This is a genomic window from Variovorax sp. dw_954 (genome assembly GCF_018449755.1).
In the GTDB taxonomy this organism is placed as follows: Bacteria; Pseudomonadota; Gammaproteobacteria; order Burkholderiales; family Burkholderiaceae_C; genus Variovorax.
In genome coordinates, this window is record NZ_JAAVVD010000031.1 from 1 (window position 1) to 26,697 (window position 26,697).

A 26,697-nucleotide genomic window follows, 5' to 3' on the forward strand; every position below is an offset into this window, starting at 1 on the left:
GGGGGGGGGGGGGGCGAGGAGAGGAGGGGCGCGGGGGGGCGGGGGCGGGGGGGGGGGCGCGAGGCGGGGGGGGCCGGGGGGCCGGGGCCCGGCGGCAGGGGGGGCCGCGAGGCCGGGGGCGGAGGCTGTGCGCGAGGTGCCGGTGCCGCCCAATGGCACCCTGGTCATCGACAAGCCGCTGCGTTCCGGCCAGCAGGTGTATGCACGCGGCGGCGACGTGATCGTGACCGCCGTGGTTAGCGACGGCGCCGAAGTCATCGCCGACGGCAACGTGCACGTTTATGCCCCGCTGCGTGGCAAGGCAATTGCAGGGGCTCGCGGCAACACCGCCGCACGGATCTTCACGACCTGCCTGGAAGCCCAACTCGTGGCCATCGCCGGCATCTACCGCACCGCCGAGGTGCCGTTCCCGGCCGCGGTGGCGGGCAAGGCGGCACAGATCAGCCTCGACGACAAGAAACTCGTGATCGACCCGATATGAACGCCCGTGGCGGCCCGACGGCGGCCGCAAACTCATTCGACAGTATTTGAATTCAGAAGGAACGTAGATGGCCAAGATTGTGGTGGTGACCTCGGGCAAGGGCGGCGTCGGCAAGACGACCACGAGCGCGAGCTTTGCATCCGGGCTCGCGCTCGCGGGCAAGAAGACGGCGGTGATCGACTTCGACGTCGGCCTGCGCAACCTCGACCTGATCATGGGTTGCGAGCGTCGCGTCGTGTACGACCTGATCAACGTGATCCAGGGCGAGGCCAACCTGAACCAGGCGCTGATCAAGGACAAGCAGTGCGACAACCTGTTCGTGCTGGCCGCCTCGCAGACGCGCGACAAGGACGCGCTCAAGCAGGAGGGCGTCGAGAAGGTGCTGAAGGACCTCTCCGACATGGAGTTCGACTACATCATCTGCGACTCGCCTGCCGGCATCGAGACCGGGGCGCTGATGGCCATGCACTTCGCCGACGAGGCGCTGGTGGTGACCAATCCGGAAGTCTCCTCGGTGCGCGACTCCGACCGCATCCTGGGCATCCTCAGCAGCAAGACCAAGCGCGCGATCGAGGGCAAGGAGCCGATCAAGGAACACCTGCTCATCACGCGCTACAACCCGAACCGCGTGGCCGGCGGCCAGATGCTGTCGCTGGAAGACATCCAGGACATCCTGCGCATCAAGCTGATCGGCGTGATCCCCGAATCGGAGACCGTGCTCAACGCGTCCAACCAGGGCATCCCCGCCATCCACGACAAGGGCACCGACGTCTCCGAGGCCTACACCGACGTGGTGGCCCGCTTCCTCGGCGAAGACCGGCCGCTGCGCTTCATCGATGCGCAGAAGCCCGGCTTCTTCAAGCGCATCTTCGGGAGATAAGCCATGTCCTTTCTCTCGTTCCTGCTCGGCGAAAAGAAGAAGACGGCCACCGTTGCCAAGGAACGGCTGCAGATCATCCTGGCCCACGAGCGCAGCGGCCGCGGCAGCCGCCCCGACTACCTGGCCGACCTGCAGCGCGAACTGGTGGCCGTGATCTCCAAGTACGTCTCGATCAAGCCCGAGGACATCAAGGTGCACCTGGAGCGGCAGGACGATCTCGAGGTCCTCGAGGTCAAGATCGAATTGCCCGACGCGATGGTGCCTGCGCGTTGAAACCGCCTGACGCGCAAACCGGTCTTCCGATAGCCGCACACGCCCGCCAGCCCTGCGCTCGCGGGCGTCGTTGTTTGGGCCGGGACCCTTCGCGCCACTCAGTCCCGCGCGGGACAGCGGGAAAGCCCGATGCAAAAAAGTGGGGATGAGGCTCCACGAACGTGCGCTCTCAGCGTATCGTGTCAGCCCAATTCATCAACCCCCCAGAGGAGATTCACGCCATGGCAACTGCAAAGAAGACCGCCGCCAAGAAAGCTGCAGCCAAGCCTGCAGCGGCGCCCGCCGCAAACCCGGTGCAGGACATGCAGGAGGCAATGACCAAGCCCTTCAAGGGCGCGGTCGAGAAGCTGAAGAGCCTGAAGCTGCCGGGCGTGCCCGAGGCGTTCAAGAACGTGAATCTGCAAGGGGCGGCCAGTGCCGTGCTGGACAACCGCCGCAAGGACCTCAAGGCGCTGGTCGAGGCCAACGAGAAGTCGTACAAGGGCCTGCAGGCCGTGGTGCAGCGCCAGGCCGAGATGCTCAAGACCAACATTGGCGAATGGCAAAGCGCCGTGAAGGGCATGCCGGGCAAGGACCCGAAGGAAAACCTGGCCAAGCTCGACGAGATGGGCCGCGCCGCCTTCAAGCAGGCGCTGGCCGACATGAAGGAGCTGGCAGAGCTGGCCGCCAAGTCGCAAGCTGACGCGTTCAACGTGGTGCGCGACCGCATCAACGACAACGTGAAGCAAGTCAGCGATCTGCTCAAGACCGGCGGCAAGTGAGTCAGCCGAGCTTCGCGAAAGCCAACGGCGTCGAGCTCGCTTGGGACAGCTTCGGCGACCCGGGCGCGACGCCCCTGGTGCTGGTCATGGGGCTGGGCGCGTCGATGATCGCCTGGGACGAAGTGTTTTGCGCGCACCTGGCCGCTGCGGCCGGCGTTCGTGTGATCCGCTTCGACAACCGCGACGTCGGACTGTCGACTTCGATGGCCCAACTCGGCGTGCCGGACGTGCAGGCCCTGATGATGAAGGCGCTCGCGCGCCAGTCCTTCACCACGCCGTACACGCTGCACGACATGGCCAATGACGTGGCGGGACTGATGGACACGCTCGGCATCGCGCGCGCCCACATCGTGGGTGCATCCATGGGCGGGGCGATCGGCCAGGAAATGGCGATCCATCATCCGGGCCGCATGCTGTCCTTCACCAGCATCATGTCGTCGACCGGGGACCCGTCCCTGCCGCCGCCAACCCCCGAGGCGCTGGCCGTGCTGTTCACCCCGGCGCCACCCACGCTGGAGGGCTACATCCCTCACTACGCCAAGGTGTGGCGCGTGCTGCGCGGGCCGCATCCTTTCCCGGAGGACGAATCCCGCGACGAGGCTCGCGCCCGGGCCGTTTTCGCGCGCGGGCTCAACCCGGCCGGCACGGCGCGCCAACTGGCGGCCATCTTCGCCTCGGGCAACCGCAAGCCGGCGCTGCGCAACACGCATGTGCCGACCTTGGTCATCCATGGCGACGCCGACCCGCTGGTGCCGGTGGAAGCCGGCATCGACGTGGCCGCGGCCATTCCCGACGCAAAGCTCCTGCGCCTGCCCACCATGGGCCATGCCCTGCCGGTGTCGCTCTGGCCACCGGTGATCGAAGGTATTGCCAACCATACGGCGCGGAACGCATCCACGCGCTGACTTCGAGACTCGGCGCCTGGCGGCGGTCCGCTGCCAGGCCCCCCTTCCCCCGCCAGAAAAACATCCCAAGGAGACAACGATGGCCAACAACGCCCACCCCTGGACCTCTTCCTATCCCGCTGGCGTTCGCTGGGATGCACCGCTCACGATCTCGCCGGTGCAGCAGTTGCTCGACGATGCCGCTGCCCGCTGGCCGGACCAGCCCTTCCTCGACTTCATGGGCCGGCGCATCACGTACCGCGAATTCGGCGCGATGGTCGACCACGCGGCCAGCGGTTTCCAGAAGCTGGGCGTCAAGCCGGGCGTGCACGTCGGCCTCTACCTGCCCAATTCGCCGCACTACCCGATCGCGTTCTTCGGCGTGATGAAGGCCGGCGGCACGGTGGTCAACTATTCGCCGCTCGACGCCGAGCGTGTGCTGGAGCACAAGGTCGAGGACAGCGAGACCGACATCCTCGTCACGCTCGACCTCGCCGCGCTCTATCCGCAGATGTCGCGCCTGCTGGGCCATTCGCGGCTGAAGAAGCTGGTCGTCGGCACGCTGCCCGAGTACTCGGCCGCGCCGGGGCCGATCCGTGCGCAGATGGAAGCCGGCAAGCTGCTGGCCCCGGTGGCCACCGACGACTTCCACATGAGCTTCGCCCAGCTGCTCGACAACGACGGCCAGTACATCACGCACCCCTTCGGCGACCCGGCGGAGACCGTCGCGGTACTGCAATATACGGGCGGCACCACCGGCCTGCCCAAGGGCGCGATGCTCACCCACGGCAACCTCACGGCCGCCTGCAGCCAGTATGTCGAGAGCCTCTCGGGCGACGACCCCATCGTCAATTTCGGCGAGGAGCGCGTGCTCGCGGTGCTGCCGCTGTTCCACATCTACTCGCTCACGGTCAACATGCTGATGGGCATCAAGCTGGGTGCCGAGATCGTGCTGCACACGCGTTTCGACCTCGAGACCGTGATGAAGGAATTCGAGGCCAAGAAGATCACCATGTTCGCCGGCGTGCCGACCATGTACACCGCCATCGCCAACCATCCCAAGGCGAAGGAGATCAACATGACCTCGCTGAAGTCCTGCGGCTCCGGCGGCGCACCGCTGCCGGTGGAAGTGGCGCAGAAGTTCTTCGCCATGACCGGCTGCAACCTCAACGAAGGCTGGGGCATGACCGAGACCTCGCCCACCGGCAGCTTCACGCCGGCGCGCGGACGTCGCAAGGCCGGCTCCTGCGGCATGCCGCTGCCGGGCATCCTGCTGTCGATGCGCAGCCTGGACAACCCCGACCAGCAGGTGCCGACCGGCCAACGCGGTGAGTTGTGCATCTCCGGGCCGAACGTGATGAAGGGCTACTGGCACAACGACGCGGCCACCCGCAGCAGCATGACCAGCGACGGCTTCTTCCGCAGCGGCGACGTGGCCATCATGGACGAGGACGGCTTCGTCTTCATCGTCGACCGCACCAAGGACATGCTCCTGTGCGGCGGCTTCAACGTCTATCCGCGCACCATCGAGGAGGCCATCTACGAGCACCCGTCGGTCGAGGAGGTGTCCGTGATCGGCATTCCCGACGCCTACCGCGGCCAGACGCCCAAGGCCTTCATCAAGCTCAAGGCCGGCGCCGAGCCGTTGACGCTGGAGTCGCTCAAGACCTTCCTGAAGGACCGCCTGGGCAAGCATGAAATGGTGGGCGAGATCGACGTGCGCGCCGAGTTGCCCAAGACCGCCGTGGGCAAGCTCTCGAAGAAAGAGCTCTACGACGAGGAAAACGCAAAGCGGACAACGGCCGAGAAGGCATCTGCGTAACCAGGGGCCTGTTACCGGCCACCAACTGCACGGTTTGCGTACTGGAAGTTTCAACAGTCAGAAAAAAGGAATACGCCGGCAACTCGTACGGCGTACATTGGGGTTCTCATTACAGGTTCCAGAACGGACAAGCAATGGCAGCAATTTCTCGTGCGTCCAAGTCGCTCGAAGAAGCGAACAAGCGGGCAGCACAACGTGAACGACTGAGGCAGGCCCTCCCGGAAACGGTGGACCGGCTCAAGCAGCGACACGCGGACCTGATCGATGCAGACGACATCGAGGCCTACGTGGCGCTGAACTGGCTCGAATGGCACGGCGGCGGCTTGCGACTGACCATCACCGGTCGCAATGTGCGCGCGCAGTTGGCGCCTTCCTCGATCTGAGCGCGGGGGCCCCAAGCGCCCCAGCGCCCTCTCTTGCGCCCAGCGGCCTTGCCGGTCCCTGGTGATTCAATCCGGCCACCCGTTGGTTCGCAACTTCTTGGCAGAGTCCTGCGCCCAGGTCCTAGTGCTCCGGATTGGCCACGTTCACGGAGGTCCGGGTCAGCCCGGTGGCTGACTCTTCTCCCACAGCCGTCGAGCCGCGTGGATGACCCGGCGTGTCGACCATGCGCAGCACCGCCGCGACGGTGAGCACGCCAGCGAGGCCGATCGCGACCGCCAGCGCCAGCTGGGCCGCCAGCGAGCGCATCGGCGAGTGCGGCGCCATCTGCCACGATCCTGGCGAGGGCGCAGCAGTGCCGACCGCCTTGGCGAACGGATCGCTCGCCGCCAGCGGCATCGGCCCCGAGGTGCTGGCCCAGCCTTCGGGTGGCGCCTCGGGCGTGAGCCAGCCGAGGTGGTAGCGGGCCGACGCGGCGAGCGCATGGTCTTCCACGTGCTCGGCCAGCGTGAAGGCTTCACGCAGCAACTGGGCGGCCAGTGGCGGATAGCCTTGCGCGAGTTCCAGCGTGCCGCGCTGATGCAGCGCCCAGGCCCGCTCGCGTTCATCGCCGACCTTCCAGGCGGCCATTGCGTGCCAGTCGAGCGCACGCTTGGCTGCATCCCACTGGCAGGCGAGCACCAGGGGAATGTCCCAAGCGCGCACGATCGCCATCACGTCGAGCCACGCATGCGCCTCGCGCGCAGCGCCCAGCGCCGACCAGATCAAGGGCAAGGAAACCAGGCCGGATGCCATGGCGCGCGGCTGGCGGCTCGCGCGGTGCGCCAGCCGCACCAATCCGTCGATGCGCCGCTGACTGACGAGCACGGGCGACGCCTCCAGTGCGGCCACGACATTCGGTATCAGCCGCACCTGCCCGTCATCCTGATAGACCCAGCCGGCGCCGATCAGCAGCTCGATCGCGAGCAAGGCATCTCGCTTGCCGCTGAGATCCGTCATCACCGCGGCCTGCACGGCCTGCGGGTGGAACGCGGCCAGCATGTCGAGCACCGCGCGCGGGGTTGCGTCGAGCCGGTCCAGCGATGCCGGATCGGCCCCGCCGCTGCGCGAAAGCCGCTCTGGATGGCCGCGCGTCGCGTGGCACTCTGCCAGCGCCACGCCGAGTTCGGCGCCGACGATGGGCGCACCGCGCAGGCGTTCCAGCAGCGCCATCGAGTCGGCCGCGGACAGCCCGCCCAGCACGATCGGCCCGGCTTCGCGCTGCAGCCGCGGCTCATGCGTGGCGAGCAGCACGGCACAGCCCGGGGCGACGTCCTGCAGCTGCTCGATGGCGGCATCGTCGAGCGCCGCATCATCGACCAGCAGCAGCGCCCGCTTGTCCACGAAACGCTCGCGCAGCTCGCGCCGCGCGGGACGGCATCGTTCCTCGACGCCAAAGAAGGCTTCGAACAGGGCTTGCAGCAGGTCGGAGCCGCCGTAAGTGCCGGGCGGCACGCGCACCACGCCGCCCTCGAAAAGCGATTGCGCCTCGGCGCCCGCGCGGCGCAGCATCCAGCTCTTGCCGATGCCCTGCTCGCCGGTGAGTTCGACCGAGGTCAGGCCGAGCTGCAGCGAACCCACGACGATGCCGGTGGCTTCCTCGCGGTCGATGAATCCGGGGGGCGTGGCCGGCGCGCGGCGATAGTCGATGCCGCGCTCGACCACCTCGCGCTCGCCCAATGAGATGTGGACGTTCTCGCCGTTGCCCGCCGACAGCACGCCCTTCTGCCGCTCCATGCGGAAGTGATTGGCGCCCTCGGCGCGAGGAAGTGACAGGGCGGCGACCGGCAAGAGCTTCCTTTGTGGAAACCTCGCGCGCATCGGATGGCGCACGTTGGTTAGCGCTCCCTTAACCTCCTCAAATGTAGATCACAAGTACGCAATTCGCCAAAGGGGTTTAGGCGTGGTCACGGGCTTCGCGGGGCTCACGGGCAACGCGCACGGCCCCAGCCGGAGTTGAACGTCAGCCCTGAAGGCGTGAAGATTTCGTAGCGAGGGCGCCGAGGTCGGGTTGAGGAGCGGAACCGTACTCAAGTACGGTGAGCACCGCAGGCCCGAGATCGGCGTCCGCAGTAGAAATATTCACGCCTTCAAGTCGCTGGCTTGTCGTTCGGCGCCTTGATGTTGTCCTGCAGTTGCGGGCTCATCGGCAGGCCGATCGGCTGGTTCTTCGGCGGGATCGGTTGCACGAACCACTTGTCGTAGAGCCTGGCGAATTCGCCCGACTTCATCATCCCGGTGATGACGCCGTCGACCAGCGCCTTGAACTGCGGGTCGTCCTTGGGCAGCATGCAGGCATAGGGCTCGACTTGCAGCGACTCGCCGACCACTTCGAGGTCCGCCGCGGACTTGGAATTGGACTTGAGGCCGAACAGCAGGATGTCGTCCATCGCGAAGGCAGTCGCGCGGTCGCTCTCGACCAGCAATAGCGCGTCGGCATGGTCCTTGGCCGAGATGATGTCGATGTCGAGCTTCTTCTCCTCGTTGTACTTGCGCACGACCTGCATGTTGGTGGTGCCGGCGGTGATGGCCACCTTCTTGCCCTTGAGGTCGGCATAGTCCTTGACGCCCGCCGTCTTCTTCACGAGCAGCCGCGTGCCGGTGTAGAAGTGGTTGATGGCGAAGCTCACGTCCTTGGCCCGCGCGGTGTTGTTGGTCGTGGAACCGCACTCGAGGTCGATGGTGCCGTTGGTGATGAGCGGGATGCGGTTCTGCGAGGTCACCGCCATCAGGCCGACCTCGAGGTTGGGCTTGTTGAGTTTCTTCTTGACCTCGGCCGCCACGGCATTGGCGATGTCGACCGAGAAGCCGATGGGCTTCTCGGGCCCGTTGAGGTAGCTGAACGGCACCGACGATTCGCGGTACGCGAGCGAGATCTTGTTGGCCGCGGAAATCTTGGCGAGCGTATCGGCCGCCTGGGCGCCTCCCGCCACGCTGGCGAGGCCCAGTAACACCAGGGCGGAGGTCACGGCAGAAATCTTCATGAAGCAAGTTCCCTTCAGGGTTGTGGTTATGGTCGGTGAATGGTCAGTCTAGGAGCGAAGCGCGCCGGCCTGCCCCCTCCTTTTCCCGAACGCACGCGCCCCGGCTACAGTGGAGGACAGACAACGACCCACCCCTGAAGAACGTCGAACCATTTCATGCAAGTCACAGTGCTCGGTGCCGGCATCGTCGGCCTTGCTGCCGCGTGGGAGCTTTCGTTGCGCGGCCACTCGGTCACGGTGATCGACCGGGCCGCACCGGGCCATGGTGCCAGCGGCGGCAATGGCGCGCAACTGAGCTACTCCTATGTGCAGCCGCTGGCCGACCCGTCCATCTGGGCCCAATTGCCGAAGCTGCTGCTGTCGCGCTCCTCGCCGCTCAAGCTGCGCCCGCAATTCGATCCGCAACAGTGGCGCTGGGGGCTGGAGTTCCTGGGCGCGTGCAATGCCGAGACCTCGCGCAGCACCACGGCGCAACTCCTCGCGCTCGCCGCGCGCAGCCGCGCAGGCTTCGAGTCGATGATGGCAAGGCTGCAGCCGGACTGCGACTTCTCGGCCACCGGCAAGCTGGTGATCTACCGCAGCCAGGCAGCCCTCGACGGGGCGGCGCGCCAGGTCGCACTACAGAGTGAACTGGGCAGTGCGCCGCAACGGATCGTGTCGCCCGACGAGTGCATCGCGATCGAGCCCGCGCTCGCGGCCGTGCACGACGAGATCGCCGGCGCGGTGTACACGGAAAGCGAATGCGCCGCCGACTGCCTGAAGCTCTGCATCGCGCTGGTCGATTCGCTGCAGGCGCGTGGCGTGCATTTCATGCTCGGCGAGACGATCGACGGCTTTGCGCTGCGCGGCGACAGTGTCAGCGCGGTGACGACCTCGCGCGGCGCGGTCGATGGGGATGCGTTTGTCCTGTCCCTGGGCAGCGCGTCGAATGCGCTGGCGCAGCGGCTCGGCGTGCGGCTGCCGGTGTATCCGCTGAAGGGCTACAGCATCACGCTGGCGGTGGACGAGACGCCGGGCGCGGCGCCCCTGGTGAGCGTGACGGACAGCGCACACAAGGTAGTGTTCGCGCGGCTTGGCCGGCGCTTGCGCGTGGCCGGCATGGCGGAGCTGGTCGGGGCGGATGCGTCGATTCCGGCGGCGCGCATCGAATCGCTGGTGGCCTCGACGCGCGCACTGTTTCCGGACTGCAGCGACTTCGCGGAACTGAATCCATGGACCGGCATGCGCCCCGCGACGCCGACAGGCCTGCCGATCATCGGGCAACTGCCTGGCGCGCCCAGGAACCTGCTGTTCAACACGGGCCACGGGGCGCTTGGCTTCACGCTCTCCTTCGGCTCGGCCGGCCGCATCGCCGACGCGCTCAATCAATTCGCGCCTTCGTCCGCGCCGCCCGAGACGGGGTGGGGGCGTGTGTAGCCGGGCTTGAATTCGGGAGCGGACAGCCGAACGCAGAAGGACTTCCTTCTTCTTCTGGATTTTTTGCGACTTTTGCGAGCCTTTGCGACTTCTGCGTTCGGCTGTCCGCTCCCGAATTGGCGAACCCGGGGTCAGTCCTGCGCCTGCGCACGCGCCATGCGCTCGCTCTTCCAGTACACGTCATCTCCGCCGTCGACGCGGTTCAGCACGCGGGCCAGCACGAACAGCAGGTCGCTCAGCCGGTTGAGGTACTGGCGCGGCGCGGCATTGATTTGCTCGCCCTGCCCCAGCGCCACCACGGCGCGTTCGGCCCGCCGCGCGACCGTGCGGCACACATGCGCATGCGCAGCGGCGCGCGTGCCGGCGGGCAGGATGAATTCAGCCAGGCGCGGCAAGGTGGCGTTGTGCGCGGCCAGTGCGTTGTCGAGTTGCAGCAGCGCGTCGGGCTTGAGCAGCGTGAAGCCCGGCATCGACAGTTCGCCGCCGAGGTTGAACAACTGGTGCTGCACGTCGACCAGCAACTCGCGGACCGCATCGGGCATCGGCTCGCACAGCAGCAGACCGATGCTGGAGTTGAGTTCGTCGACGTCGCCCATGGCGTGAACGCGCAGATGGTCCTTGGGGACGCGCGTGTTGTCGCCGAGACCGGTGGACCCGTCGTCGCCAGTGCGCGTGGCGATCTGTGTGAGGCGATTGCCCATGTGGATAGCTTTCTGAAGTGCGGTTCATAGAATGGTAGACCGCTCGTCGCAGTCTGCTCGCCGCGATGCCGGGAGGCCCCCCCATTTGGAGACACGAAGATGAACGCCCCAGCCGCCCTCGCCCACCTCACGCCGGAAATTGCCTTGCGCGAGGTGCCCGATGCGGCGATCGCGGCACTCAAGTCGCGCTTCGGCGCCAACTGCTCGACGGCCATGGCGGTGCGCACGCAGCATGGCCGCGACGAGTCATCGTTCGACGCGCCGCCGCCCGCGGCGGTGGTGTTCGCCGAATGCACGCAGGACGTGGCGGATGCGGTGAAGCTGGCCAGCGAATACAGCGTGCCGGTGATTCCCTTCGGCGTCGGCTCGTCGCTCGAAGGCCACCTGCTCGCGGTGCAGGGCGGCATCAGCATCGACCTCCAGCGCATGAACAAGGTGCTGTCGGTCAATGCCGACGATCTGACGGTGACGGTGCAACCGGGCGTCACGCGCAAGCAGCTCAACGAGGAGATCAAGAGCACCGGCCTGTTCTTCCCGATCGACCCCGGCGCCGACGCCTCCATCGGCGGCATGACGGCCACGCGCGCCAGCGGCACGAACGCGGTGCGCTACGGCACCATGCGCGAAAACGTGCTCGGGCTGGAAGTGGTCACGGCCGCTGGCGAAGTGATCCGCACCGGCACGCGGGCCAAGAAGTCCTCGGCGGGCTACGACCTGACGCGCCTGATGGTCGGCAGCGAAGGCACGCTCGGCGTCGTCACCGAGATCACACTGCGCATCTACCCGCTGCCCGAGGCGGTGTCGGCGGCGATCTGCTCGTTCCCGAGCATCGAGGCGGCGGTGCGCACGACGATCCAGATCATCCAGCTCGGCGTACCGATCGCGCGCGTCGAACTCATCGACGTGAACGCGGTGCGCATGGTGAATGCCTACGCCAAGCTCGGCCTGCGCGAGGAGCCGATGCTGCTGATGGAATTCCACGGCTCCCCGGCCGGCGTGAAGGAGCAGGCCGAGACGGTGCAGGAGATCGCCAGCGAGCACGGCGGCAACGCCTTCGAATGGGCCAGCACGCCGGAAGAACGCACGCGCCTGTGGACGGCGCGGCACAACAGCTACTTCGCGGCGGTGCAGTCGCGGCCCGGCTGCCGCGTGATCTCGACCGACACCTGCGTGCCAATCTCGCGGCTGGCCGATTGCCTGCTCGAATCGGTGGCCGAGACCGACGCCAGCGGCATCCCCTACTTCCTGGTCGGCCACGTGGGCGACGGCAACTTCCACTTCGGCTACCTGATCGACCCGAACATCCCGGAAGAGCGCGTGAAGGCCGAGAAGCTGAACCACGACCTGGTCAGCCGCGCGCTGTCGCTGGAAGGCACCTGCACCGGCGAGCATGGCGTGGGGCTGCACAAGATGGATTTCCTGATCACCGAGGCCGGCGCGGGCGCGGTGGACATGATGCGCACGATCAAGCGGGCGCTGGATCCGAAGAACATCATGAATCCGGGGAAGATCTTCAGCTGGTGAGGGCAGCGAAGCACCGGCGGTTCGCACCCGGCACTGTCGGATGACAGGGCGAGTCGCGAACGCCTGAAGCTGGGGCTGGCAAACCACTTTCAAGTGGATTCGGCATGCGCGAGGCGCCCGGTTGCCACGCTCCGAAACCTTCGAAAAGGCTACGGTTCGACCGACGTCGAATTCAGGCGCAAGGATTGCGAAACCGGCGGCGGGTAGCGCCTCCCTTTCCCACCCAGCCCGCCATGGCTACTGGTGGCGCCTTCCTCTCCCACCCGGCCCGCCGCGTCTACTTCTTGCGCGCCGGCTGCGGCGCCGAGGTTTGCGACGGTGCCACGCCGCCATCGATACCCAGCCGCCCGCCACCACCCAGGCCCTGGCCTTGCACGGTCTGCGCCCTGTAGTTGCGCAACGCGATGACCATCTGGTTGTACGCATCCATGAAGGCCGCGGCGATGACCTTGCCCTGTGCGGTGTTGGTGTAGCCGCCCAGGCCACCCGCACCACCGCTGCCGAACACCGAGCCGAAGGCGCCGAAGTCGGTCTTGGAGGCGCTGCCTTCCGAGGCCGCGACCTGCACGCCGGAGCGGTTGTCGATCAGCGTGAGCATCGCGTTGGCTTCTTTGGTCTGCATGTTGCCGCCAACAGCCGTCAACACGCTGCTGTAGCGTCCGCCCACCAAGCCGGCAAGCGCGGCCCCGGCACCGCCTGCGTTGCTGTTGCTGAAGATGATGTCGGGCGACATGCCGTAGTCGGAAGCGACCATCTGGCCGGCTCCGAAGTTGCTGCCTTGGCGCATCTCGCCGGACTGCATGAGTTGCCGTTCACGGTTCATGGCGTTCATGCCTGCCGCGCCGCGCTCGACGACCACGAAGCAGTTCGATTGCTGGATCAGCAGTCGCAGCAGGTTGGACGTGGGTGGAAGCCGGTATTCGTTGCGCAGGATGGTGTACCACCCGGCGTTCTGGTTCTCGACAAGGGAGACCGTGCCGAGCGGCGCCGCGCAGCGCTCCAGCTGGCCGCTCGCATTGGCGGACGCGCTGCCGGCGGCGGCGCCCGTGGCCGTCGTCTTGGCGGCCGGCGAGCCCATCTGCATGTTGGTGGACTCGCAACCGGCCAGCAGGACGGCGCCCGCGACGGCCGCGGCAGCGGCAATGGAAAGCTTGGCAAGACGCATGGCGGCCCCTCGATGCTTCTGTTGGTTCGATTGAACAATCCAAGCGAAGCATAGGCACAAAGGCCTTCGCTGCTCATTCGCCAAAAGGCAGCCGCGTGGAGCTATGTCGTCAGGCGGATGCGGTCGATGAGGCCGTTGAGCGCCTCGATGGAGCCGAAGTGGATGGCGAGTTCGCCGCTCTGCTCGAGCTTTCCGCCGCGCTTGCTGCGCTTCTTGATGCGCACCTCGACCTCCGCCATGAGCAGGTCGGCCAGTTCTTCCTCCACCCGTTGCAGGTCACGCGACTTCTCTTCCTGGCCTGTGCGGCGAGGCGATGACAGGCTGAAGTCGGCACCCAGCTTCTTGACCAGCGCTTCTGCCTCGCGCACCGACAGCTTCTTCGCCGCGATCTGGCTGGCGGCCGTGATCTGCATGGCCTTGTCGAGTGACAACAGCGCCCGGGCATGGCCCATGTCGATGTCGCCGGCCATCAGCATCGCCTGCGCCGGCTCTGCCAGGTTGAGCAGACGCAGCAGGTTGCTGGCGGCGCTGCGCGAGCGGCCCACGGCCTGGGCGGCGAGTTCGTGCGTGAGACCGAATTCGGACACCAGGCGTTGCAGGCCCTGGGCTTCTTCCAGCGGATTCAGGTCCTCGCGCTGGATGTTCTCGATGAGCGACATCGCGGCGGCCGATTCGTCCGGCACGTCGCGCACCAGCACGGGCACGCTGTCCAGCCCCGCCAGACGGGCTGCGCGGTAGCGACGTTCGCCGGCGATGATTTCGTATTCGGCGTTCTTGGCCGCCGCCGAGGCCGGGTCGAGCCGGCGCACCAGGATCGGCTGCATGATGCCCTGCACCTTGATGCTCTCGGCCAGCTCGTAGAGCGCGCCTTCGTCCATGCGCGTGCGCGGCTGGTAGACGCCGGGCACCATCTGGTCGAGCAAAAGGGTGTTGGGGTTCTGCGCTACGCCGCCTTCGGGCTGCGGCTCGCCGGATTCGCTGGCCGTGGGGCCGAGCAGCGCCTCGAGCCCGCGGCCGAGTCCCTTGGGTTTCTTGGTGACCATGGTCAGGCCACCTTTCGCCGGGAAGGCAGATGCACGGGGTGGTGAACGCGGGGGCGGGTCATTTCAGTCCTTCTGTTTCAGCAGTTCGTTGAGCAGCCTGCGGCCCTCGGGCCAATCGCCCAGGCCGGATTCGCCGTTGAGGTGTCCGCCCTGCCCGGCGTCGACGAAGCGCGAGCCCCAGTCGGCTGCCAGCTGCCGCGATCGGTCTTGCGCGCAGTAGGGGTCGTCGTTGGCCGCGATCAGGATTGAGGGGAATGGCAGCTTCTGGCGCACGATGGGCGCCCAGCCAGGGATCATCTGGCGCAGATCGTCGCGCTCCAGGTCGCCCGGCGCGACCAGCAACGCGGCGCGCACCTTGGCCGTGTGGCGTGAGTGAGAGGCCCAGGCGGCGACGAGGATGCAGCCGAGGCTGTGCGCGACCAAGGTGACGGGCGCTGGCGCGGCCAGCAGCTCATCCTCGAGCCGCGCCTGCCAATCGCCTCGCAGCGGGCGCATCCAGTCGTACTGCTCGACGCGGTGGTCGCCGTGCACCACCTCCCAGCGGCTCTGCCAGTGCGGTGCGTCGCTGTTCTGCCAGCCAGGCAACAACCAGATCGATGAGGCGGTCATTTGCTATGAAATTGATAGCAGGAACGATGGCGGACCAGATCGCGCGCTCACTGGACGTCGTTCGGAGCGGGAGTTTCAGTGGCCGACGCCGGGGCCACGGATTGCTGCGGGGCAACCACGGGTGCCGATGCGGACGCGTTTGCACCGGCGCCCGGCATCTTGACCACCAACTCCTGCGCGAAAGCGAGGAAGGCCTGGCTGCCCTTGGCCGACGGATCGAACACCACGCCGGGCAAGCCGTAGCTGGGCGCTTCGGCCAGGCGGACGTTGCGCGGGATCACGGTGTCGAACACCTTGTTGCCGAAGTGCGACTTGAGCTGGTCGGCCACCTGTTGCTGCAGCGTGATGCGCGGGTCGAACATCACGCGCAACAGGCCGATGATCTGCAGATTCTTGTTGAGGTTCGCATGCACCTGCTTGATGGTGTTGACCAGGTCGGTCAGGCCTTCGAGCGCGAAGTATTCGCACTGCATCGGCACGATCACGCCGTGCGCGGCGCACAGGCCGTTGAGCGTCAGCAGGCTCAGGCTGGGCGGGCAGTCGATCAGGATGAAGTCGTATTCGGCGCCGACCGCGGCGAGCGCGGTGCGCAGGCGCTTCTCGCGGCGGTCGATGGACACCATTTCCACCTCGGCGCCGGCCAGCTCGCGGTTGGCGCCGAGCACGTCGTAGCCACACTTGTCGGCGGTGAGGCGGGCCTCGGCCACGGTCGCCGATTCGAGCAGCACGTCGTAGACGGTGAGTTCGAGCTGGCGCTTGTCGATACCCGAACCCATCGTGGCGTTGCCCTGTGGGTCGAGGTCGATCATGAGCACGCGCTGGCCGACCTTGGCCAGTCCGGCCGCAAGATTGACCGTGGTGGTCGTCTTGCCGACGCCGCCTTTCTGGTTGGCGATGCAGAAGATGCGAGCCATCAGTGTTCTCTTCCCGGCTCAGTCGAGCCGTGTTGCGTGGGGTCGCGGGGGATCATGGATGCGGCGGTGATGCGCCGGCGCTTCTGGCGGCGCGGCACCGGGAATTCGGATGGACGGGTGCCGCAGGTCGCGCGCGGTTGAAGGTCATGCCGCATCAACTGGAAGCGGCGAGCTTGACGCCAAAGCCGATCAGGAAGATGCCAGCCAGCTTTTGCAGCTTCGATGAAATGCGCGGATTGGCGCGCAGCCGTTCGGCGAAAAAGTGCGTCAACAAGACGGCGCCCAGCCCGTAGATGAAGGTCAACACAGCGACCGTCGCCGCCATGACGCCGAAGGTCACAAGGCCCTGGTGCTTGACCGGGTCGATGAAGAGCGGAAAAAACGCCATGTAGAAAACGATCGCCTTGGGGTTCAACAGCGTGATGGTGAAGGCCTGGCTGAAGTACTGGCGGGGGCGGATGTTCAGGATCGGGGCGGCGCCGGGCTTGGCCAGCAGCATCTTGCCGCCGAGCCAGGCGAGGTAGATGGCGCCCAGCCATTGGACGCCGTGAAAGACTGCGGGGTATGCCGCCAGCAATGCAGCGATGCCAGCGACTGCGGCCCACATGAGTGCCTGGTCGCCGGCGATCAGACCGAAAGTGGCGGACAGTCCGCCCCGGATGCCACCTTTGCTGGTGGACGTGATCAAGGCCAGATTCCCCGGTCCGGGGATGGCAAGAAACAGAATGATGGCCGCGACGAACGCGCCGTAATCAGCAATGCCGAACATGGGGAAATCTGCTTGGGGGGGATGAAACCGTCGAGTGTACGCAAGGGCGGTGCCGGAGCGACTGCGCGCCCTCCCCATCGCAGGCGCTTACCGTCAAAAATCAGTCAACAACTGTTGCTTTCTGACGCGCCCAGACGATGCAGCGCTCGGCATCCAAACTTGGCACGGTCAATTGTTCCACGTGAAACACGTCGACACCTGGAGGCAGAGCGGCCAGTTCATCGACCGGCACCTTGCCCTTCATGGCCATCCAGCGCGCGCCGGGCGCCAGCAGTTGGGCAGACCCGTTGAAGAAATCCGGTAGCGAGGCGAAAGCACGGGAACTGACGATGTCGTACTGCCCTGCCAGGGACTCGACGCGCGCATGCACGCCGTGCAGATTGGGAAGCTTCAATTCGGCCGCAACCTGCTGGACAAACGCCGTCTTCTTCGCAACCGCGTCCAGGCAACTCACGTCGATGTCGTCTCGCAGGATGGCGATGACGGCACCTGGCAAGCCGGCGCCAGCGCCCACGTCGATCAACTTGCCGCCCGACGGCTGCTCCCGGCGGAGCGGTTCGACCACAGACATGCTGTCCAGCAAGTGGTGCGACAGCACCAGCGCCGGATCCCGCAAGGCAGTGAGGTTGTAGACCTTGTTCCACTTCAGGATCAGTGCGGCATACGCCAGCAACCGGTGCGCCTGGCGTTCGGTCAACGCCAGCCCCAACGCGGCGGCACCCGCGTGCAGTGCAGCGATCTGCGTCATTCCGCGATCTCGGCGGCGGCCGTCGTGAAGGCGCGATGGCCTCCCTTGCGCAGATGGATCATCAACAAGGAGATGGCCGCAGGCGTGATGCCGGAAATGCGCGAGGCGAGCCCCAAGGTCTCGGGCCGATGCTTGCCGAGGATCTGTCGCGCTTCGAAGCTTAGCGCGGTGACCTGGCTGTAGTCGAAGTCGGCGGGCATCTTCAGGTTCTCGAAATGCGCGGCGCGCTGCACTTCGTCGTGCTGGCGATTGATGTAGCCCGAATACTTTGCGGCGATCTCGATCTGTTCGATTTCAGTGGCGCGCAAGGTCGCGCCCTCCTCCGCCGCGTACTTGCCGCCGTCAAGCGACATCAGCGACTGGTAACTCACGTCCGGCCGACGCAGCAGGTCGGCCAGGTTGTATTCATGGTCGATGGCCTTGCCGAGCACCCGCTCAGACTCCGTCGCCGGCAAGTTGCGCGGGTTCACCCAGATGGACTTGAGCCGCTCTGTTTCACGTGAAACAGCGTCGCGTTTCCGCGAAAACGCATCCCAGCGCGCGTCGTCCACCAGGCCCAACTTGCGCCCGTCTTCCGTCAACCGCATGTCGGCGTTGTCTTCGCGAAGTTGCAACCGGAACTCGGCCCGACTCGTGAACATGCGATAGGGCTCGGTCACGCCCTTGGTGATGAGGTCATCGACCAGGACGCCCAAATAGGCCTGATCCCGACGCGGCATCCAGGACTCTTCGCCCCTGCATTGCAGGGCCGCATTGATGCCGGCGAACAAACCCTGCGCCGCTGCTTCCTCGTACCCGGTCGTGCCGTTGATCTGCCCGGCAAAAAACAGGCCCTGGATTGCCCGTGTCTCGAAACTCGACTTGAGCGCACGCGGGTCGAAGTAGTCGTACTCGATCGCATAACCGGGCCGCAAGATGTGCGCGTTCTCCAGCCCGGCCATCGAGCGCACCAGCTTGTACTGCACATCGAAGGGCAGGCTCGTGGAAATCCCGTTCGGGTAGTACTCATTGGTCGTGAGCCCTTCCGGCTCCAGGAAGATCTGGTGGCTTTCCTTGTCGGCAAAGCGATTGATCTTGTCTTCCACGCTCGGGCAATAGCGCGGCCCGACACCGTCGATCTTGCCGGTGAACATCGGGCTGCGATCGAAGCCGGAACGGATGATCTCGTGGGTGCGCTCGTTGGTATGGGTGATCCAGCACGGCATCTGCTGCGGATGCATGTCCACGCTGCCCATGAAGCTGAACACCGGCAGCGCCGTGGTCGTGCCGCCGGGCATGCCGTCGCCGGGCTGCTCGGCGCACTTGGAGAAGTCGATCGTGCGGCCATCGAGACGCGGTGGCGTGCCAGTCTTGAGGCGGCCTTGCGGCAGCTTCAGTTCCTTGAGCCGTGCCGACAGGCTGATCGCTGGCGGATCGCCCGCGCGGCCGGCCTGATAGTTGTCGAGGCCGACGTGGATGCGGCCATCCAGGAAGGTGCCAGCCGTCAGCACAACAGTCCTCCCGCGGAAAGCGATGCCGACTTGCGTGACGGCGCCGACCACGCGGTCGCCCTCCACCATCAGGTCATCGACCGCCTGCTGGAACAGCGACAGGTTCGGCTGGTTCTCCAGCCGGCGGCGAATCGCGGCCTTGTACAGGATACGGTCGGCCTGCGCGCGGGTCGCCCGCACGGCCGGCCCCTTGCTCGAATTGAGGATGCGGAACTGGATTCCGGATTCGTCCGTGGCGATTGCCATCGCCCCCCCGAGCGCATCGACCTCCTTGACGAGGTGGCCCTTGCCGATGCCGCCGATCGACGGGTTGCAGCTCATCTGCCCCAGCGTCTCGATGTTGTGGCTCAACAGCAGCGTCTTCGCGCCCATGCGCGCCGCGGCCAGGGCGGCCTCGGTGCCGGCATGGCCGCCGCCAACGACGATCACGTCGAATTCTTCAGGGTAGAGCATGGGAGCAAGCGCACAGCAGGTACGCGGCAAAAGGGGGCACCAATTTTAGTCGGGCACCCACTCTCATGCCTGCGGCGTGGTCAAGCGCGCCCGGCGCGACTACCGCGAATGAAAAGCGCCGGAACGCCTGTCAATCAACTACGAATTGCTATCATTTTCATAGCGCCAAGTGACACTCGCTCGAAGGCGCCACCGGGCCGAACCGATGGGTGTCGTTGGTCCCGCCGAGGCGCCTTTCCCCTGCTGCGCCCGTACGGCGGAACGTTGCATCCGCGCAAGGCACCCGCAACCATCCGCATCCACGCCGTGCCTTTGCAAGCAACGCACTCCAGCCGTCGACACACACGCGCAAGGCGTTGCCACCGTGCGCAGCCCTCAGCCCGCCGCCTCCAGCGAGTGCGCAGCGTTCTCGCCGCCATCGTCATCGCCTCGCGGCTTCACCGCCACCGGCTTCTCGATGCCCACCAGTTCGCCCGTCGGCGCCGGCTCACGCAGCGGCGGCGCGGTCTCATCCTGGTACTCGCGCACGATGATGGTCTTCTCCGTCATGCCCACCGGGCCGAAGATGGTGCAGAAGGCCACGTCCTTTGCATCTCGCCCGGTGCCTACGCGAACGACTCGATCCACAGGCGCCATCCGGGTCGCATCGAACAGCACCCAGCGCCCGCCCAGCCACGCTTCGAACACGGCGTGGAAATCTTGCGGCGGCTCGTCGAAAAAGACATAGCCGACCACCAGCCGCGCCGGGATATTGAGCGCCCGGCACAAGGTGATGCCCAGGTGCGCGAAGTCGCGGCACACCCCGGCGCGCTGCACGAACACTTCCTGCGCCGTGGTGGTCGAGGTGCTGCTGCCCGGTTCGTAGGTGATGCTCTCGTGGATCCAGTCCACCACCGCCTGCACGCGGCCGATGCCCGGCGGCAAGTGCCCGAACAGTTGCTGCGCCGCGCGCGACATCAGGTCCGATTCGCAATAGCGCGTCGGCATGAGGTAGTGCAGGATCGAGTCGGGCACTTCGTTCACCGGCACCTCGGCCAGTTCGGCCGGCAATATCAGCGGCGAGCGTTGCACGACGGCGCGATAGCGGATCTTCAGCGGCCCTGGCTCCACGTCGAAGCGGATGAATCGGTTGCCGCTGCCTTCGTCGCAGAACGCATTCAATTCAAGGGGCGGCTCGACCACCAACTCCTCGCTCAGCACCGATTGGCCGCCGCATCGTGCGGCCTCGATGTTGAGCAGCATGTGGGAAGGCCCGGTCACCTCATAGGCCAGCACGGTTTCGATGTTCGAGTAGTGCATTCAGCGCAGCGCTTTCCTGGCCGCGCCGACACCCAGTGCGGCAAGCACCAGAAACACCACAGCGAGGATGAGGAAGAGGCCGAACAGCACCTTGGCAATGCCGGCCGCGCCGGCCGCGACACCGGTAAACCCAAGCGCCCCGGCGAGGAGCGAAATGATCGCGAAAACAATGGCGTACTTGAGCATGACCCATCTCCTGTTGGCGGCACAACGTCCGCGGTGAATGCAAGCATAGGTTTGCTGGCGCTTACCCCCGGACAGCCGCGCCCTCGAAGCCCCGTAGGACAAGCCCGTGCGGCAAACCCGCTAGGATTGCCCTCGCTTTCCCTCCCCGTGTCCCAACCCGAAATCAGGAGCATTCCAATGAAGCTGTACTACTCGCCCGGCGCTTGTTCGCTCTCCCCCCACATCGCACTGCACGAGGCCGGCATCGCCTTCGAGCCGGTGCTGGCCAGCACCAAGAGCCACAAGCTGCAGGACGGCACTGACTACTACGGCATCAACCCGCTTGGTTACGTGCCGATGCTGGAACTCGACGACGGCACGCGCCTGCGCGAAGGCCCCGCCATCGTCCAGTACATCGCCGACCAGGCGCCTGCCAAGAATCTTGCGCCGGCCGCCGGCACCCTGGGCCGCTACCGCCTGCAGGAATGGCTGACCTTCATCGGCACCGAGATCCACAAGACCTTCAGCCCGCTGTTCAACCCGGCCACGCCCGAGGAATACAAGGTCATCTCCAAGGACAAGCTCAAGAGCCGCTACACCTGGCTCGACGGCCAGCTCGCCGGCAAGCAGTACCTGATGGGCGATCAGTTCAGCGTGGCCGACGGCTACCTGTTCACCGTCACCAACTGGACCAAGCCGACTGGCGTCGACATCAGCGGCTTTCCAAACCTGGCAGCATGGCATGCACGCGTCGGCGCCCGCCCGGCGGTGCAGGAGGCGATGAAGGCCGAAGGCCTGCTCAAGTAAGCGCACCTCCAGGCTGCGCGGGCGCCCGTATCAATGATGAAGCGCGCGCTGGCGCGATGCCAGCGCCGCACCGAGCCACAGCGTTCCAGCGGACACGACCAGCCCACGCGCCAGGCCGCCAGCGCCGTCGGAGATCCATCCGGTGACCGTCGGCCCCACGATCTGGCCCAGCGCGAAGGCGATCGTGAACGCGCTGATGCCGCGCGCCCAATCGGCCTGAGGCAGGTTGTGCCGCACCAGCGCGGTGGTCGACGCCACCACCGACAGGAACACCGCACCGAACATCACCCCGGACACCAGCGCCACCGGCAAGGACGGGCTCAGCACCGGCAGCAAGGTCGCCACGCCCAGCAGCATGTTCAGCAGCGCTTGCGGCTGGCCACCCCGGAAGCGGTCGAGCAAGCCCGCCCACAGCCGCGACGACGCCACGCACGCCAGCCCCAGCAGCGAATAGAACAGCGTGACGAATCCCGCGCTCGCGCCCTGCTCGCGCAACAAGGCAATGATGAAGGTCATGTAGCCGATGTAGCCCGCGCCAAACAACGTGTAGCCGCCCAGCGCCCAGGCGAATCGATGCAAGGGCACGAATTGCGCGACCGCCTGCGGCCCGGCACCGGCCGCCGCAGCGACGGGCACGCCCAGGCCCTGCCCCGCCATTGCATGCACCGCCCATGCGAGCAACGCCGTGCCCAGGGCGCTGGCCAGCGCCAGCGCCCACCAGGCCCATGCCCAGCCGTGCGCGACGCCCGCCGCAGCCTGCAACACGGCCGGCACGACCAGGGCCGACAGCAGGATGCCGAAGCCCGTGCCGCCGTAGTAGAGCCCCAGCAGGAAGCTGCTGCGCGAGGGCTGCGCCGCGCCCAGCCGCGCGGCAAGCAAGCCACCCGCCACGAACACCCAGGCGCTCGCCAGGCCCGCCAGCAAACGCTGCGACAACAAGGCCGGCGCCGAAGTCACGAAGCCGCTGCCCGTCATGAACAGCGTCGCCAACAGGGCGCCCACGATCAGCACCCGCATCGCGCCATGACGCCGCATCAGCGCCGGCGTCACCAACGCACCGACCAGGTAGCCGACCGCATTGGCCGTGTTCATGCCGCCCGCCAGCGCATAGCTCCAGCCGAGATCGGCGCGCATCGGCGGCAGCAGCAAGCCATAGGAAAAACGCGCAAGGCCCAGCGACACCGCCGCGCCCATCGACAATGCGAGCGCAACCCACAGCGCACGTTCAGGCGTCAACGCAGGTGCTGCGGAAAATGTGGGGGCGGATTTCGTCATCGGGGCGGGCGGCCCATTCTGAGGCAAGGCCATGCGCGCGCGCACTTGCTCCTTTTCCCTAGCACCAAACTCGACAACCCCACCACAGCACGGTTGACCGCGCCGCCGTACGCTGGCGCGCCTCACTGCAACCTGGGAACCCACACAACAATGACCACGCTTTTCGACCCCGTCCAGGCCGGCGACCTGCAACTCGCCAACCGCATCGTCATGGCGCCGCTCACGCGCAACCGCTCGCCCAACGCCGTGCCGCGCGACATCACCGCTACCTACTACGAGCAGCGCGCCAGCGCCGGCCTGCTCATCACCGAAGCCACCGCCATCAGCCACCAGGGGCAGGGTTATGCCGACGTGCCCGGCCTCTACGGCACCGAGCAGCTCGATGCGTGGAAGCGCGTGACCGATGCAGTGCATGCCAAGGGCGGCAAGATCGTGGTGCAGCTGTGGCATGTCGGCCGCGTCTCGCACACCGAGCTGCAACCCGACGGCGGCAAGCCCGTCGCACCCTCGGCGATCACCGCCAGGACCAAGACCGTGCTCATCAAGGACGACGTGCCCACCTTCGTCGAGACCTCGGAGCCGCGCGCGCTCAAGGCCGAGGAACTGCCGGGCATCGTGCACACCTACGCGGCCGCCGCGCGCAACGCCGTTGAAACCGCGGGCTTCGACGGCGTCGAGATCCACGGCGCGAACGGCTACCTGCTCGACCAGTTCCTCAAGACCGGCAGCAACCAGCGCACCGACGACTACGGCGGCAGCATCGAGAACCGCGCCCGCCTGCTGCTCGAAGTCACGCGCGCCATCGTCGACGCGGTCGGCGGCGGCAAGGTCGGCATCCGCCTCTCGCCCGTCACGCCCGCCAATGACGTGCGTGACGCCGACCCGCAGCCGCTGTTCGACTACGTGGTGAAGCAACTCGCGCCGCTCGGCCTGGCCTACATCCACGTCATCGAAGGCGCGACCGGTGGCCCGCGCGAAATCGAGGACCGCCCGTTCGACTACGAAGCATTGAAGGCCGCCTACCGCGCGGCCGGCGGCAAGGGCGCCTGGATGGTCAACAACGGCTACGACAAGCCGATGGCCGAGACGGCGGTGAAGGAAGGCGACGACCTCGTCGCCTTCGGCAAGCCCTTCATCTCCAACCCCGACCTGGTCCGCCGCCTGCGCGAGAACGCGCCGCTGAACGAACTGGACAAGGCGACGATGTACGGCGGCGGCGCCAAGGGCTACATCGACTATCCGGCACTGGCTTGATGGCCTGATACGTTATCGGCGCGGGCCTCGTGCGCGCGACGAACGAAGGCGCTGTCCGTGGATGGCGCCTTTTCTTTTGGTGGCTACGATCGTGCAAGCCGATCCAGCCTCACCACCATGACCCCACCGCTGCACACCATCATCCTCTACGCCAGGGACATGCAAAGAAGCGCCGGGTTCTATCGCAGGTTCTTCGGCTTCACGACCACCGAGGAAGTGGTCGAAGGCCTGATCGAACTCAGCGCGCCGGGCCAGGGCGCCAGCATCCTCATCCACCAGGCGGCCAGGAGCGTCAAGCTCGGCCAGGCCGGCGTGAAGCTCATGTTCAGCGTGGAGGATGTCGAGGGGTTCAAGCAACGCTGCGTCGACCTCGGACTCGACTTCGGCGCGACACACCAGGCCAACGGCTACGCGTTCGCCAATGCGAAAGACCCCGACAACAACACCGTCGCGATCTCGAGCCGCGCATTTCGCGCGCAGGCCGGATCGGCCGGCTTGCCCGAAGCGTCAGAGAAGGTGTGAAGATTTCGTAGCGAGGGCATCGGGGTCGGGTTGAGGACCGGAAACGCACTCTCGTGCGGTGAGGACCGCAGACCCGAGATCGGTGGCCGCAGTAGAAATTCACCCCTTCATCGCGGCAGCCGCTCCAGCGAAAGCTCCTGGCAGCTGCATGACGCCGGCACCGCGCAGGTCGCCACCGCGCTCCCGGCAGCCACCGCGCTCGTCCCGCCAATGCACAACGCCTGCTTCTGCGCCGGGCACGCCGTCGCGCAACTGGCGCACGCGCCCTCGGCGGGCGCGGAGCAGCGCGGGCCCTGCAACTCGGTCTTCAGCAGCACGATGTCCGAGGACGTCGTGGTCGAGGTGCATCCGCACAGCAGGGCTGCGGCGAACACTGAAAGCAGAAGCAGTTTCATTGGCATGCCCTCTTCTCTTGATTCGCCTTGCGGCCGCCCCTCATTGCGCAGGCGGCGGACGCCACCCGTCCCTGGCCACCAGCACCGGGTCGGCCGGCTGCAGCACGTAGTTGGGCGACATGATCTGCACGCCGTATTCGTTGAAGACATCGACGATGTGGCTGTGCAGTTCGTCGAGCACGTCGTACTTCCGTGCCTCGACGGCCATGAAGACGTTGAGCTCATATTCGATGTACCAGTCCTGCAGGCGCAACTGGCGCACCACCGGCGCGGGCTTGTCGAGCAGGCTCGCCGTGCGCCCGGCGGCCATCGCCAGCATCGCGTGCACCTGGCGCCACGGCGTGTCGTAGCCGATCGTCACCGAGGTCGAGATCGACATCTCCGCAGGCTGGCCCGTGAGGCTGTAGTTCAGCACGCGCGCGCCCACCACCACGGCATTGGGCAAGGTGATCTCCTGGTCGAGCCGGTTGCGCAGCTTGGTCGAGAACACGCCGAGGCTCAACACCCGCCCTTCGGCGTCGCCGATCTGCACCTGGTCGCCGGGGCGCAGTGCGCGCGAGTAGATCAGCACGAAGCCGGCCATGACCTGCGACACCACACCCGACGAACCCAGCGTGACCAGCACGCCGAAGAGCACGCTGAGCCCCTTGAACGCATCGGAGTCCGAGCCCGGGATGAACGGATAGGCGATCACCAGCGCGAAGAGCCAGACCAGCCCGGACGTCAGGCGCTTGGTGGCGCCGATGGTGTCGGGCTGCAGGGCGTCCACCGATGCGCCGCTGGCACGCGCACCTTCGAACAGGGCGTGCAAGGTCCGGACCACGACGCGGGCGAGCAGGAAGATGACCGCGATCATCGCCAGGTCCGGCAGCACGCCCACCACGGCCAGCAGCACCCGCTCCACCAGGGCCACCAGCGACTCGCCCAGCGTGTCGCCCCAGGGATGCGTGTACGGGAAGCGCGTGAGCACGAAGGCGAGCCACACGTACAGCGCCATCAGCACCAGCGCATACCGCACCCACTGGACCATGTGCAACAGCACCTGCACCGCCATGCGGCGCCAGTCGAACATCGATCGGCTGGCAGCGCGCGCACGCATGCCCCTGGTCCTGGCCTCGATCATGCTCGCGCCGCGGCGCAGCGCGATGAAGATGGCCGCAAAGATCGCGCTGGCCAGCGCGGTCCATGCGATGGCCAGCGCGATCCTGCGCACGCGACCCTGCTCCCACCGCACCTGCATTGCCGCCTGCAGCCGCTGGCCGGCTTCGGTGGCCACTTGCCGCAGCGGCGGATCGCCCGGTTCCAGGTCGGCGGAGAACACCGCGAACAAGCTCGCGCCTTCCTGCGTGATCACGTAGCCGTGCACACCGTCCTGCTCGATTTCCGCCACCAGCACGGGCGATTGCAGGCGCCTGGCCGGCACCGCGCCGATGCGCTCCGCCGCACGGGCCGCGCGCTGCTTCGCCGTCAGCCCGAACATCGTCGCGCGAAACACGAACACATGGCGGTTCGCGACGGAGAGCGGCGCCTCGACCGTCGCATCCTGCGGATGCTGCTGCGCGCCGGCACCGAAGGCCGCGAAGACCAGGACCAGCGCAAGGAATGCGGCGAATCGGGACGCGAGGGACTTCATGGAATGGGGT

26 protein-coding genes and 1 pseudogene are annotated in these 26,697 nt (G+C 66.7%); 12 read left to right on the plus strand and 15 right to left on the minus strand.

The window, feature by feature from the left end; genetic code table 11:
• Positions 1–121: 121 nt before the first annotated feature.
• From minC to HB681_RS32465, 7 genes and pseudogenes are all read left to right on the plus strand, one after another.
• Positions 122–481, plus strand: a pseudogene (gene minC, locus HB681_RS32435) (septum site-determining protein MinC); the annotation flags it as partial.
• Positions 482–548: 67 nt separating this feature from the next.
• Positions 549–1,361 carry a septum site-determining protein MinD gene (minD, locus tag HB681_RS32440; protein WP_213959002.1) on the plus strand — a complete coding sequence of 271 codons (813 nt, stop codon included), beginning with the start codon at positions 549–551 and terminating at the stop codon, positions 1,359–1,361.
• A 3-nt stretch (positions 1,362–1,364) separates the two neighbouring features.
• On the plus strand, positions 1,365–1,634 hold the full coding sequence (minE, locus tag HB681_RS32445) for a cell division topological specificity factor MinE (RefSeq protein WP_213959003.1): 270 nt from the start codon (positions 1,365–1,367) through the stop codon (positions 1,632–1,634).
• A 221-nt stretch (positions 1,635–1,855) separates the two neighbouring features.
• Entirely contained in the window at positions 1,856–2,395 is a 540-nt protein-coding gene (phaP, locus tag HB681_RS32450) for a TIGR01841 family phasin (protein WP_213959004.1), read from the plus strand.
• Complete coding sequence (locus HB681_RS32455) at positions 2,392–3,300, plus strand: alpha/beta hydrolase (RefSeq protein WP_345944796.1); 909 nt, start codon at positions 2,392–2,394, stop codon at positions 3,298–3,300. Before phaP ends, HB681_RS32455 begins: the two co-directional genes overlap by 4 nt.
• A gap of 79 nt (positions 3,301–3,379) precedes the next feature.
• Positions 3,380–5,101, plus strand: a complete 1,722-nt coding sequence (locus HB681_RS32460) for a long-chain fatty acid--CoA ligase (protein WP_213959005.1) — start codon at positions 3,380–3,382, stop codon at positions 5,099–5,101.
• 134 nt (positions 5,102–5,235) lie between these two features.
• Positions 5,236–5,484, plus strand: a complete 249-nt coding sequence (locus tag HB681_RS32465) for a hypothetical protein (RefSeq protein WP_213959006.1) — start codon at positions 5,236–5,238, stop codon at positions 5,482–5,484.
• A gap of 121 nt (positions 5,485–5,605) precedes the next feature.
• Here the strand turns inward: HB681_RS32465 and HB681_RS32470 are convergent, their stop codons facing one another.
• Together HB681_RS32470 and HB681_RS32475 are read right to left on the minus strand one after the other, a co-directional pair.
• Complete coding sequence (locus tag HB681_RS32470; protein WP_213959007.1) at positions 5,606–7,312, minus strand: hypothetical protein; 1,707 nt, start codon at positions 7,310–7,312, stop codon at positions 5,606–5,608.
• 299 nt (positions 7,313–7,611) lie between these two features.
• A complete protein-coding gene (locus HB681_RS32475) occupies positions 7,612–8,505 on the minus strand; it encodes a transporter substrate-binding domain-containing protein (RefSeq protein WP_213959008.1) in 894 nt (297 codons plus the stop codon).
• A 156-nt stretch (positions 8,506–8,661) separates the two neighbouring features.
• On the opposite strand from HB681_RS32475, the gene HB681_RS32480 reads away from it, so the two are divergent.
• Positions 8,662–9,921: a D-amino acid dehydrogenase gene (locus tag HB681_RS32480; protein ID WP_213959009.1), complete on the plus strand. Its 1,260-nt coding sequence runs from the start codon at positions 8,662–8,664 to the stop codon at positions 9,919–9,921.
• A gap of 131 nt (positions 9,922–10,052) precedes the next feature.
• Here HB681_RS32480 and HB681_RS32485 read toward each other — a convergent pair whose 3' ends face one another.
• Positions 10,053–10,622: a cob(I)yrinic acid a,c-diamide adenosyltransferase gene (locus tag HB681_RS32485; RefSeq protein ID WP_213959010.1), complete on the minus strand. Its 570-nt coding sequence runs from the start codon at positions 10,620–10,622 to the stop codon at positions 10,053–10,055.
• A gap of 99 nt (positions 10,623–10,721) precedes the next feature.
• Here HB681_RS32485 and HB681_RS32490 point away from each other — a divergent pair, with 99 nt between their 5' ends.
• Positions 10,722–12,146, plus strand: a complete 1,425-nt coding sequence (locus tag HB681_RS32490) for an FAD-linked oxidase C-terminal domain-containing protein (RefSeq protein ID WP_213959011.1) — start codon at positions 10,722–10,724, stop codon at positions 12,144–12,146.
• 277 nt (positions 12,147–12,423) lie between these two features.
• Here the strand turns inward: HB681_RS32490 and HB681_RS32495 are convergent, their stop codons facing one another.
• The 9 genes from HB681_RS32495 to HB681_RS32535 form a co-directional block, all read right to left on the minus strand.
• Positions 12,424–13,311, minus strand: coding sequence for a CsgG/HfaB family protein (locus HB681_RS32495; protein ID WP_213959012.1), 888 nt, complete (start codon positions 13,309–13,311; stop codon positions 12,424–12,426).
• A 101-nt stretch (positions 13,312–13,412) separates the two neighbouring features.
• A complete protein-coding gene (locus HB681_RS32500; protein WP_213959013.1) occupies positions 13,413–14,354 on the minus strand; it encodes a ParB/RepB/Spo0J family partition protein in 942 nt (313 codons plus the stop codon).
• 63 nt (positions 14,355–14,417) lie between these two features.
• Complete coding sequence (locus HB681_RS32505) at positions 14,418–14,963, minus strand: alpha/beta fold hydrolase (protein ID WP_213959014.1); 546 nt, start codon at positions 14,961–14,963, stop codon at positions 14,418–14,420.
• A 47-nt stretch (positions 14,964–15,010) separates the two neighbouring features.
• Complete coding sequence (locus HB681_RS32510) at positions 15,011–15,877, minus strand: AAA family ATPase (RefSeq protein WP_213959015.1); 867 nt, start codon at positions 15,875–15,877, stop codon at positions 15,011–15,013.
• A 154-nt stretch (positions 15,878–16,031) separates the two neighbouring features.
• A complete protein-coding gene (locus HB681_RS32515) occupies positions 16,032–16,646 on the minus strand; it encodes a LysE family transporter (protein ID WP_213959016.1) in 615 nt (204 codons plus the stop codon).
• Positions 16,647–16,746: 100 nt separating this feature from the next.
• Positions 16,747–17,394 (minus strand): 16S rRNA (guanine(527)-N(7))-methyltransferase RsmG, encoded by a 648-nt coding sequence (gene rsmG, locus HB681_RS32520; RefSeq protein WP_213959017.1) that lies wholly within the window; start codon positions 17,392–17,394, stop codon positions 16,747–16,749.
• Positions 17,391–19,337 (minus strand): tRNA uridine-5-carboxymethylaminomethyl(34) synthesis enzyme MnmG, encoded by a 1,947-nt coding sequence (mnmG, locus tag HB681_RS32525; protein ID WP_213959018.1) that lies wholly within the window; start codon positions 19,335–19,337, stop codon positions 17,391–17,393. The genes rsmG and mnmG overlap by 4 nt, the downstream gene beginning before the upstream one ends.
• 375 nt (positions 19,338–19,712) lie before the next feature.
• Positions 19,713–20,636, minus strand: coding sequence for a transglutaminase family protein (locus HB681_RS32530; RefSeq protein WP_213959019.1), 924 nt, complete (start codon positions 20,634–20,636; stop codon positions 19,713–19,715).
• Positions 20,637–20,822 (minus strand): DUF1328 domain-containing protein, encoded by a 186-nt coding sequence (locus tag HB681_RS32535; protein ID WP_213959020.1) that lies wholly within the window; start codon positions 20,820–20,822, stop codon positions 20,637–20,639.
• 177 nt (positions 20,823–20,999) lie between these two features.
• Between HB681_RS32535 and gstA the strand changes: the two genes are divergently transcribed.
• A complete protein-coding gene (gstA, locus tag HB681_RS32540) occupies positions 21,000–21,608 on the plus strand; it encodes a glutathione transferase GstA (protein ID WP_213959021.1) in 609 nt (202 codons plus the stop codon).
• 30 nt (positions 21,609–21,638) lie between these two features.
• Here the strand turns inward: gstA and HB681_RS32545 are convergent, their stop codons facing one another.
• Positions 21,639–22,883, minus strand: coding sequence for a YbfB/YjiJ family MFS transporter (locus HB681_RS32545; protein ID WP_213959022.1), 1,245 nt, complete (start codon positions 22,881–22,883; stop codon positions 21,639–21,641).
• A gap of 150 nt (positions 22,884–23,033) precedes the next feature.
• Here HB681_RS32545 and HB681_RS32550 point away from each other — a divergent pair, with 150 nt between their 5' ends.
• Entirely contained in the window at positions 23,034–24,137 is a 1,104-nt protein-coding gene (locus HB681_RS32550; RefSeq protein WP_213959023.1) for an alkene reductase, read from the plus strand.
• Positions 24,138–24,254: 117 nt separating this feature from the next.
• A complete protein-coding gene (locus HB681_RS32555; RefSeq protein ID WP_213959024.1) occupies positions 24,255–24,659 on the plus strand; it encodes a VOC family protein in 405 nt (134 codons plus the stop codon).
• A gap of 107 nt (positions 24,660–24,766) precedes the next feature.
• On the opposite strand, the gene HB681_RS32560 is transcribed toward HB681_RS32555, so the two are convergent.
• Positions 24,767–25,054 carry a hypothetical protein gene (locus tag HB681_RS32560; protein WP_213959025.1) on the minus strand — a complete coding sequence of 96 codons (288 nt, stop codon included), beginning with the start codon at positions 25,052–25,054 and terminating at the stop codon, positions 24,767–24,769.
• 40 nt (positions 25,055–25,094) lie between these two features.
• Positions 25,095–26,687, minus strand: coding sequence for a mechanosensitive ion channel domain-containing protein (locus HB681_RS32565; RefSeq protein ID WP_213959026.1), 1,593 nt, complete (start codon positions 26,685–26,687; stop codon positions 25,095–25,097).
• Positions 26,688–26,697: the final 10 nt, after the last annotated feature.

What these genes read in the sequence shown, in the direction of transcription:
- minD (WP_213959002.1), top strand. Translation starts at nt 549, where the DNA reads ATGGCCAAGATTGTGGTGGTGACCTCGGGCAAGGGCGGCGTCGGCAAG.
- minE (WP_213959003.1), top strand. Translation starts at nt 1,365, where the DNA reads ATGTCCTTTCTCTCGTTCCTGCTCGGCGAAAAGAAGAAGACGGCCACC.
- phaP (WP_213959004.1), top strand. Translation starts at nt 1,856, where the DNA reads ATGGCAACTGCAAAGAAGACCGCCGCCAAGAAAGCTGCAGCCAAGCCT.
- HB681_RS32460 (WP_213959005.1), top strand. Translation starts at nt 3,380, where the DNA reads ATGGCCAACAACGCCCACCCCTGGACCTCTTCCTATCCCGCTGGCGTT.
- HB681_RS32465 (WP_213959006.1), top strand. Translation starts at nt 5,236, where the DNA reads ATGGCAGCAATTTCTCGTGCGTCCAAGTCGCTCGAAGAAGCGAACAAG.
- HB681_RS32475 (WP_213959008.1), bottom strand. Translation starts at nt 8,505, where the DNA reads ATGAAGATTTCTGCCGTGACCTCCGCCCTGGTGTTACTGGGCCTCGCC.
- HB681_RS32480 (WP_213959009.1), top strand. Translation starts at nt 8,662, where the DNA reads ATGCAAGTCACAGTGCTCGGTGCCGGCATCGTCGGCCTTGCTGCCGCG.
- HB681_RS32485 (WP_213959010.1), bottom strand. Translation starts at nt 10,622, where the DNA reads ATGGGCAATCGCCTCACACAGATCGCCACGCGCACTGGCGACGACGGG.
- HB681_RS32490 (WP_213959011.1), top strand. Translation starts at nt 10,722, where the DNA reads ATGAACGCCCCAGCCGCCCTCGCCCACCTCACGCCGGAAATTGCCTTG.
- HB681_RS32495 (WP_213959012.1), bottom strand. Translation starts at nt 13,311, where the DNA reads ATGCGTCTTGCCAAGCTTTCCATTGCCGCTGCCGCGGCCGTCGCGGGC.
- HB681_RS32500 (WP_213959013.1), bottom strand. Translation starts at nt 14,354, where the DNA reads ATGGTCACCAAGAAACCCAAGGGACTCGGCCGCGGGCTCGAGGCGCTG.
- HB681_RS32505 (WP_213959014.1), bottom strand. Translation starts at nt 14,963, where the DNA reads ATGACCGCCTCATCGATCTGGTTGTTGCCTGGCTGGCAGAACAGCGAC.
- HB681_RS32510 (WP_213959015.1), bottom strand. Translation starts at nt 15,877, where the DNA reads ATGGCTCGCATCTTCTGCATCGCCAACCAGAAAGGCGGCGTCGGCAAG.
- HB681_RS32515 (WP_213959016.1), bottom strand. Translation starts at nt 16,646, where the DNA reads ATGTTCGGCATTGCTGATTACGGCGCGTTCGTCGCGGCCATCATTCTG.
- rsmG (WP_213959017.1), bottom strand. Translation starts at nt 17,394, where the DNA reads ATGACGCAGATCGCTGCACTGCACGCGGGTGCCGCCGCGTTGGGGCTG.
- mnmG (WP_213959018.1), bottom strand. Translation starts at nt 19,337, where the DNA reads ATGCTCTACCCTGAAGAATTCGACGTGATCGTCGTTGGCGGCGGCCAT.
- HB681_RS32530 (WP_213959019.1), bottom strand. Translation starts at nt 20,636, where the DNA reads ATGCACTACTCGAACATCGAAACCGTGCTGGCCTATGAGGTGACCGGG.
- HB681_RS32535 (WP_213959020.1), bottom strand. Translation starts at nt 20,822, where the DNA reads ATGCTCAAGTACGCCATTGTTTTCGCGATCATTTCGCTCCTCGCCGGG.
- gstA (WP_213959021.1), top strand. Translation starts at nt 21,000, where the DNA reads ATGAAGCTGTACTACTCGCCCGGCGCTTGTTCGCTCTCCCCCCACATC.
- HB681_RS32545 (WP_213959022.1), bottom strand. Translation starts at nt 22,883, where the DNA reads ATGACGAAATCCGCCCCCACATTTTCCGCAGCACCTGCGTTGACGCCT.
- HB681_RS32550 (WP_213959023.1), top strand. Translation starts at nt 23,034, where the DNA reads ATGACCACGCTTTTCGACCCCGTCCAGGCCGGCGACCTGCAACTCGCC.
- HB681_RS32555 (WP_213959024.1), top strand. Translation starts at nt 24,255, where the DNA reads ATGACCCCACCGCTGCACACCATCATCCTCTACGCCAGGGACATGCAA.
- HB681_RS32560 (WP_213959025.1), bottom strand. Translation starts at nt 25,054, where the DNA reads ATGAAACTGCTTCTGCTTTCAGTGTTCGCCGCAGCCCTGCTGTGCGGA.
- HB681_RS32565 (WP_213959026.1), bottom strand. Translation starts at nt 26,687, where the DNA reads ATGAAGTCCCTCGCGTCCCGATTCGCCGCATTCCTTGCGCTGGTCCTG.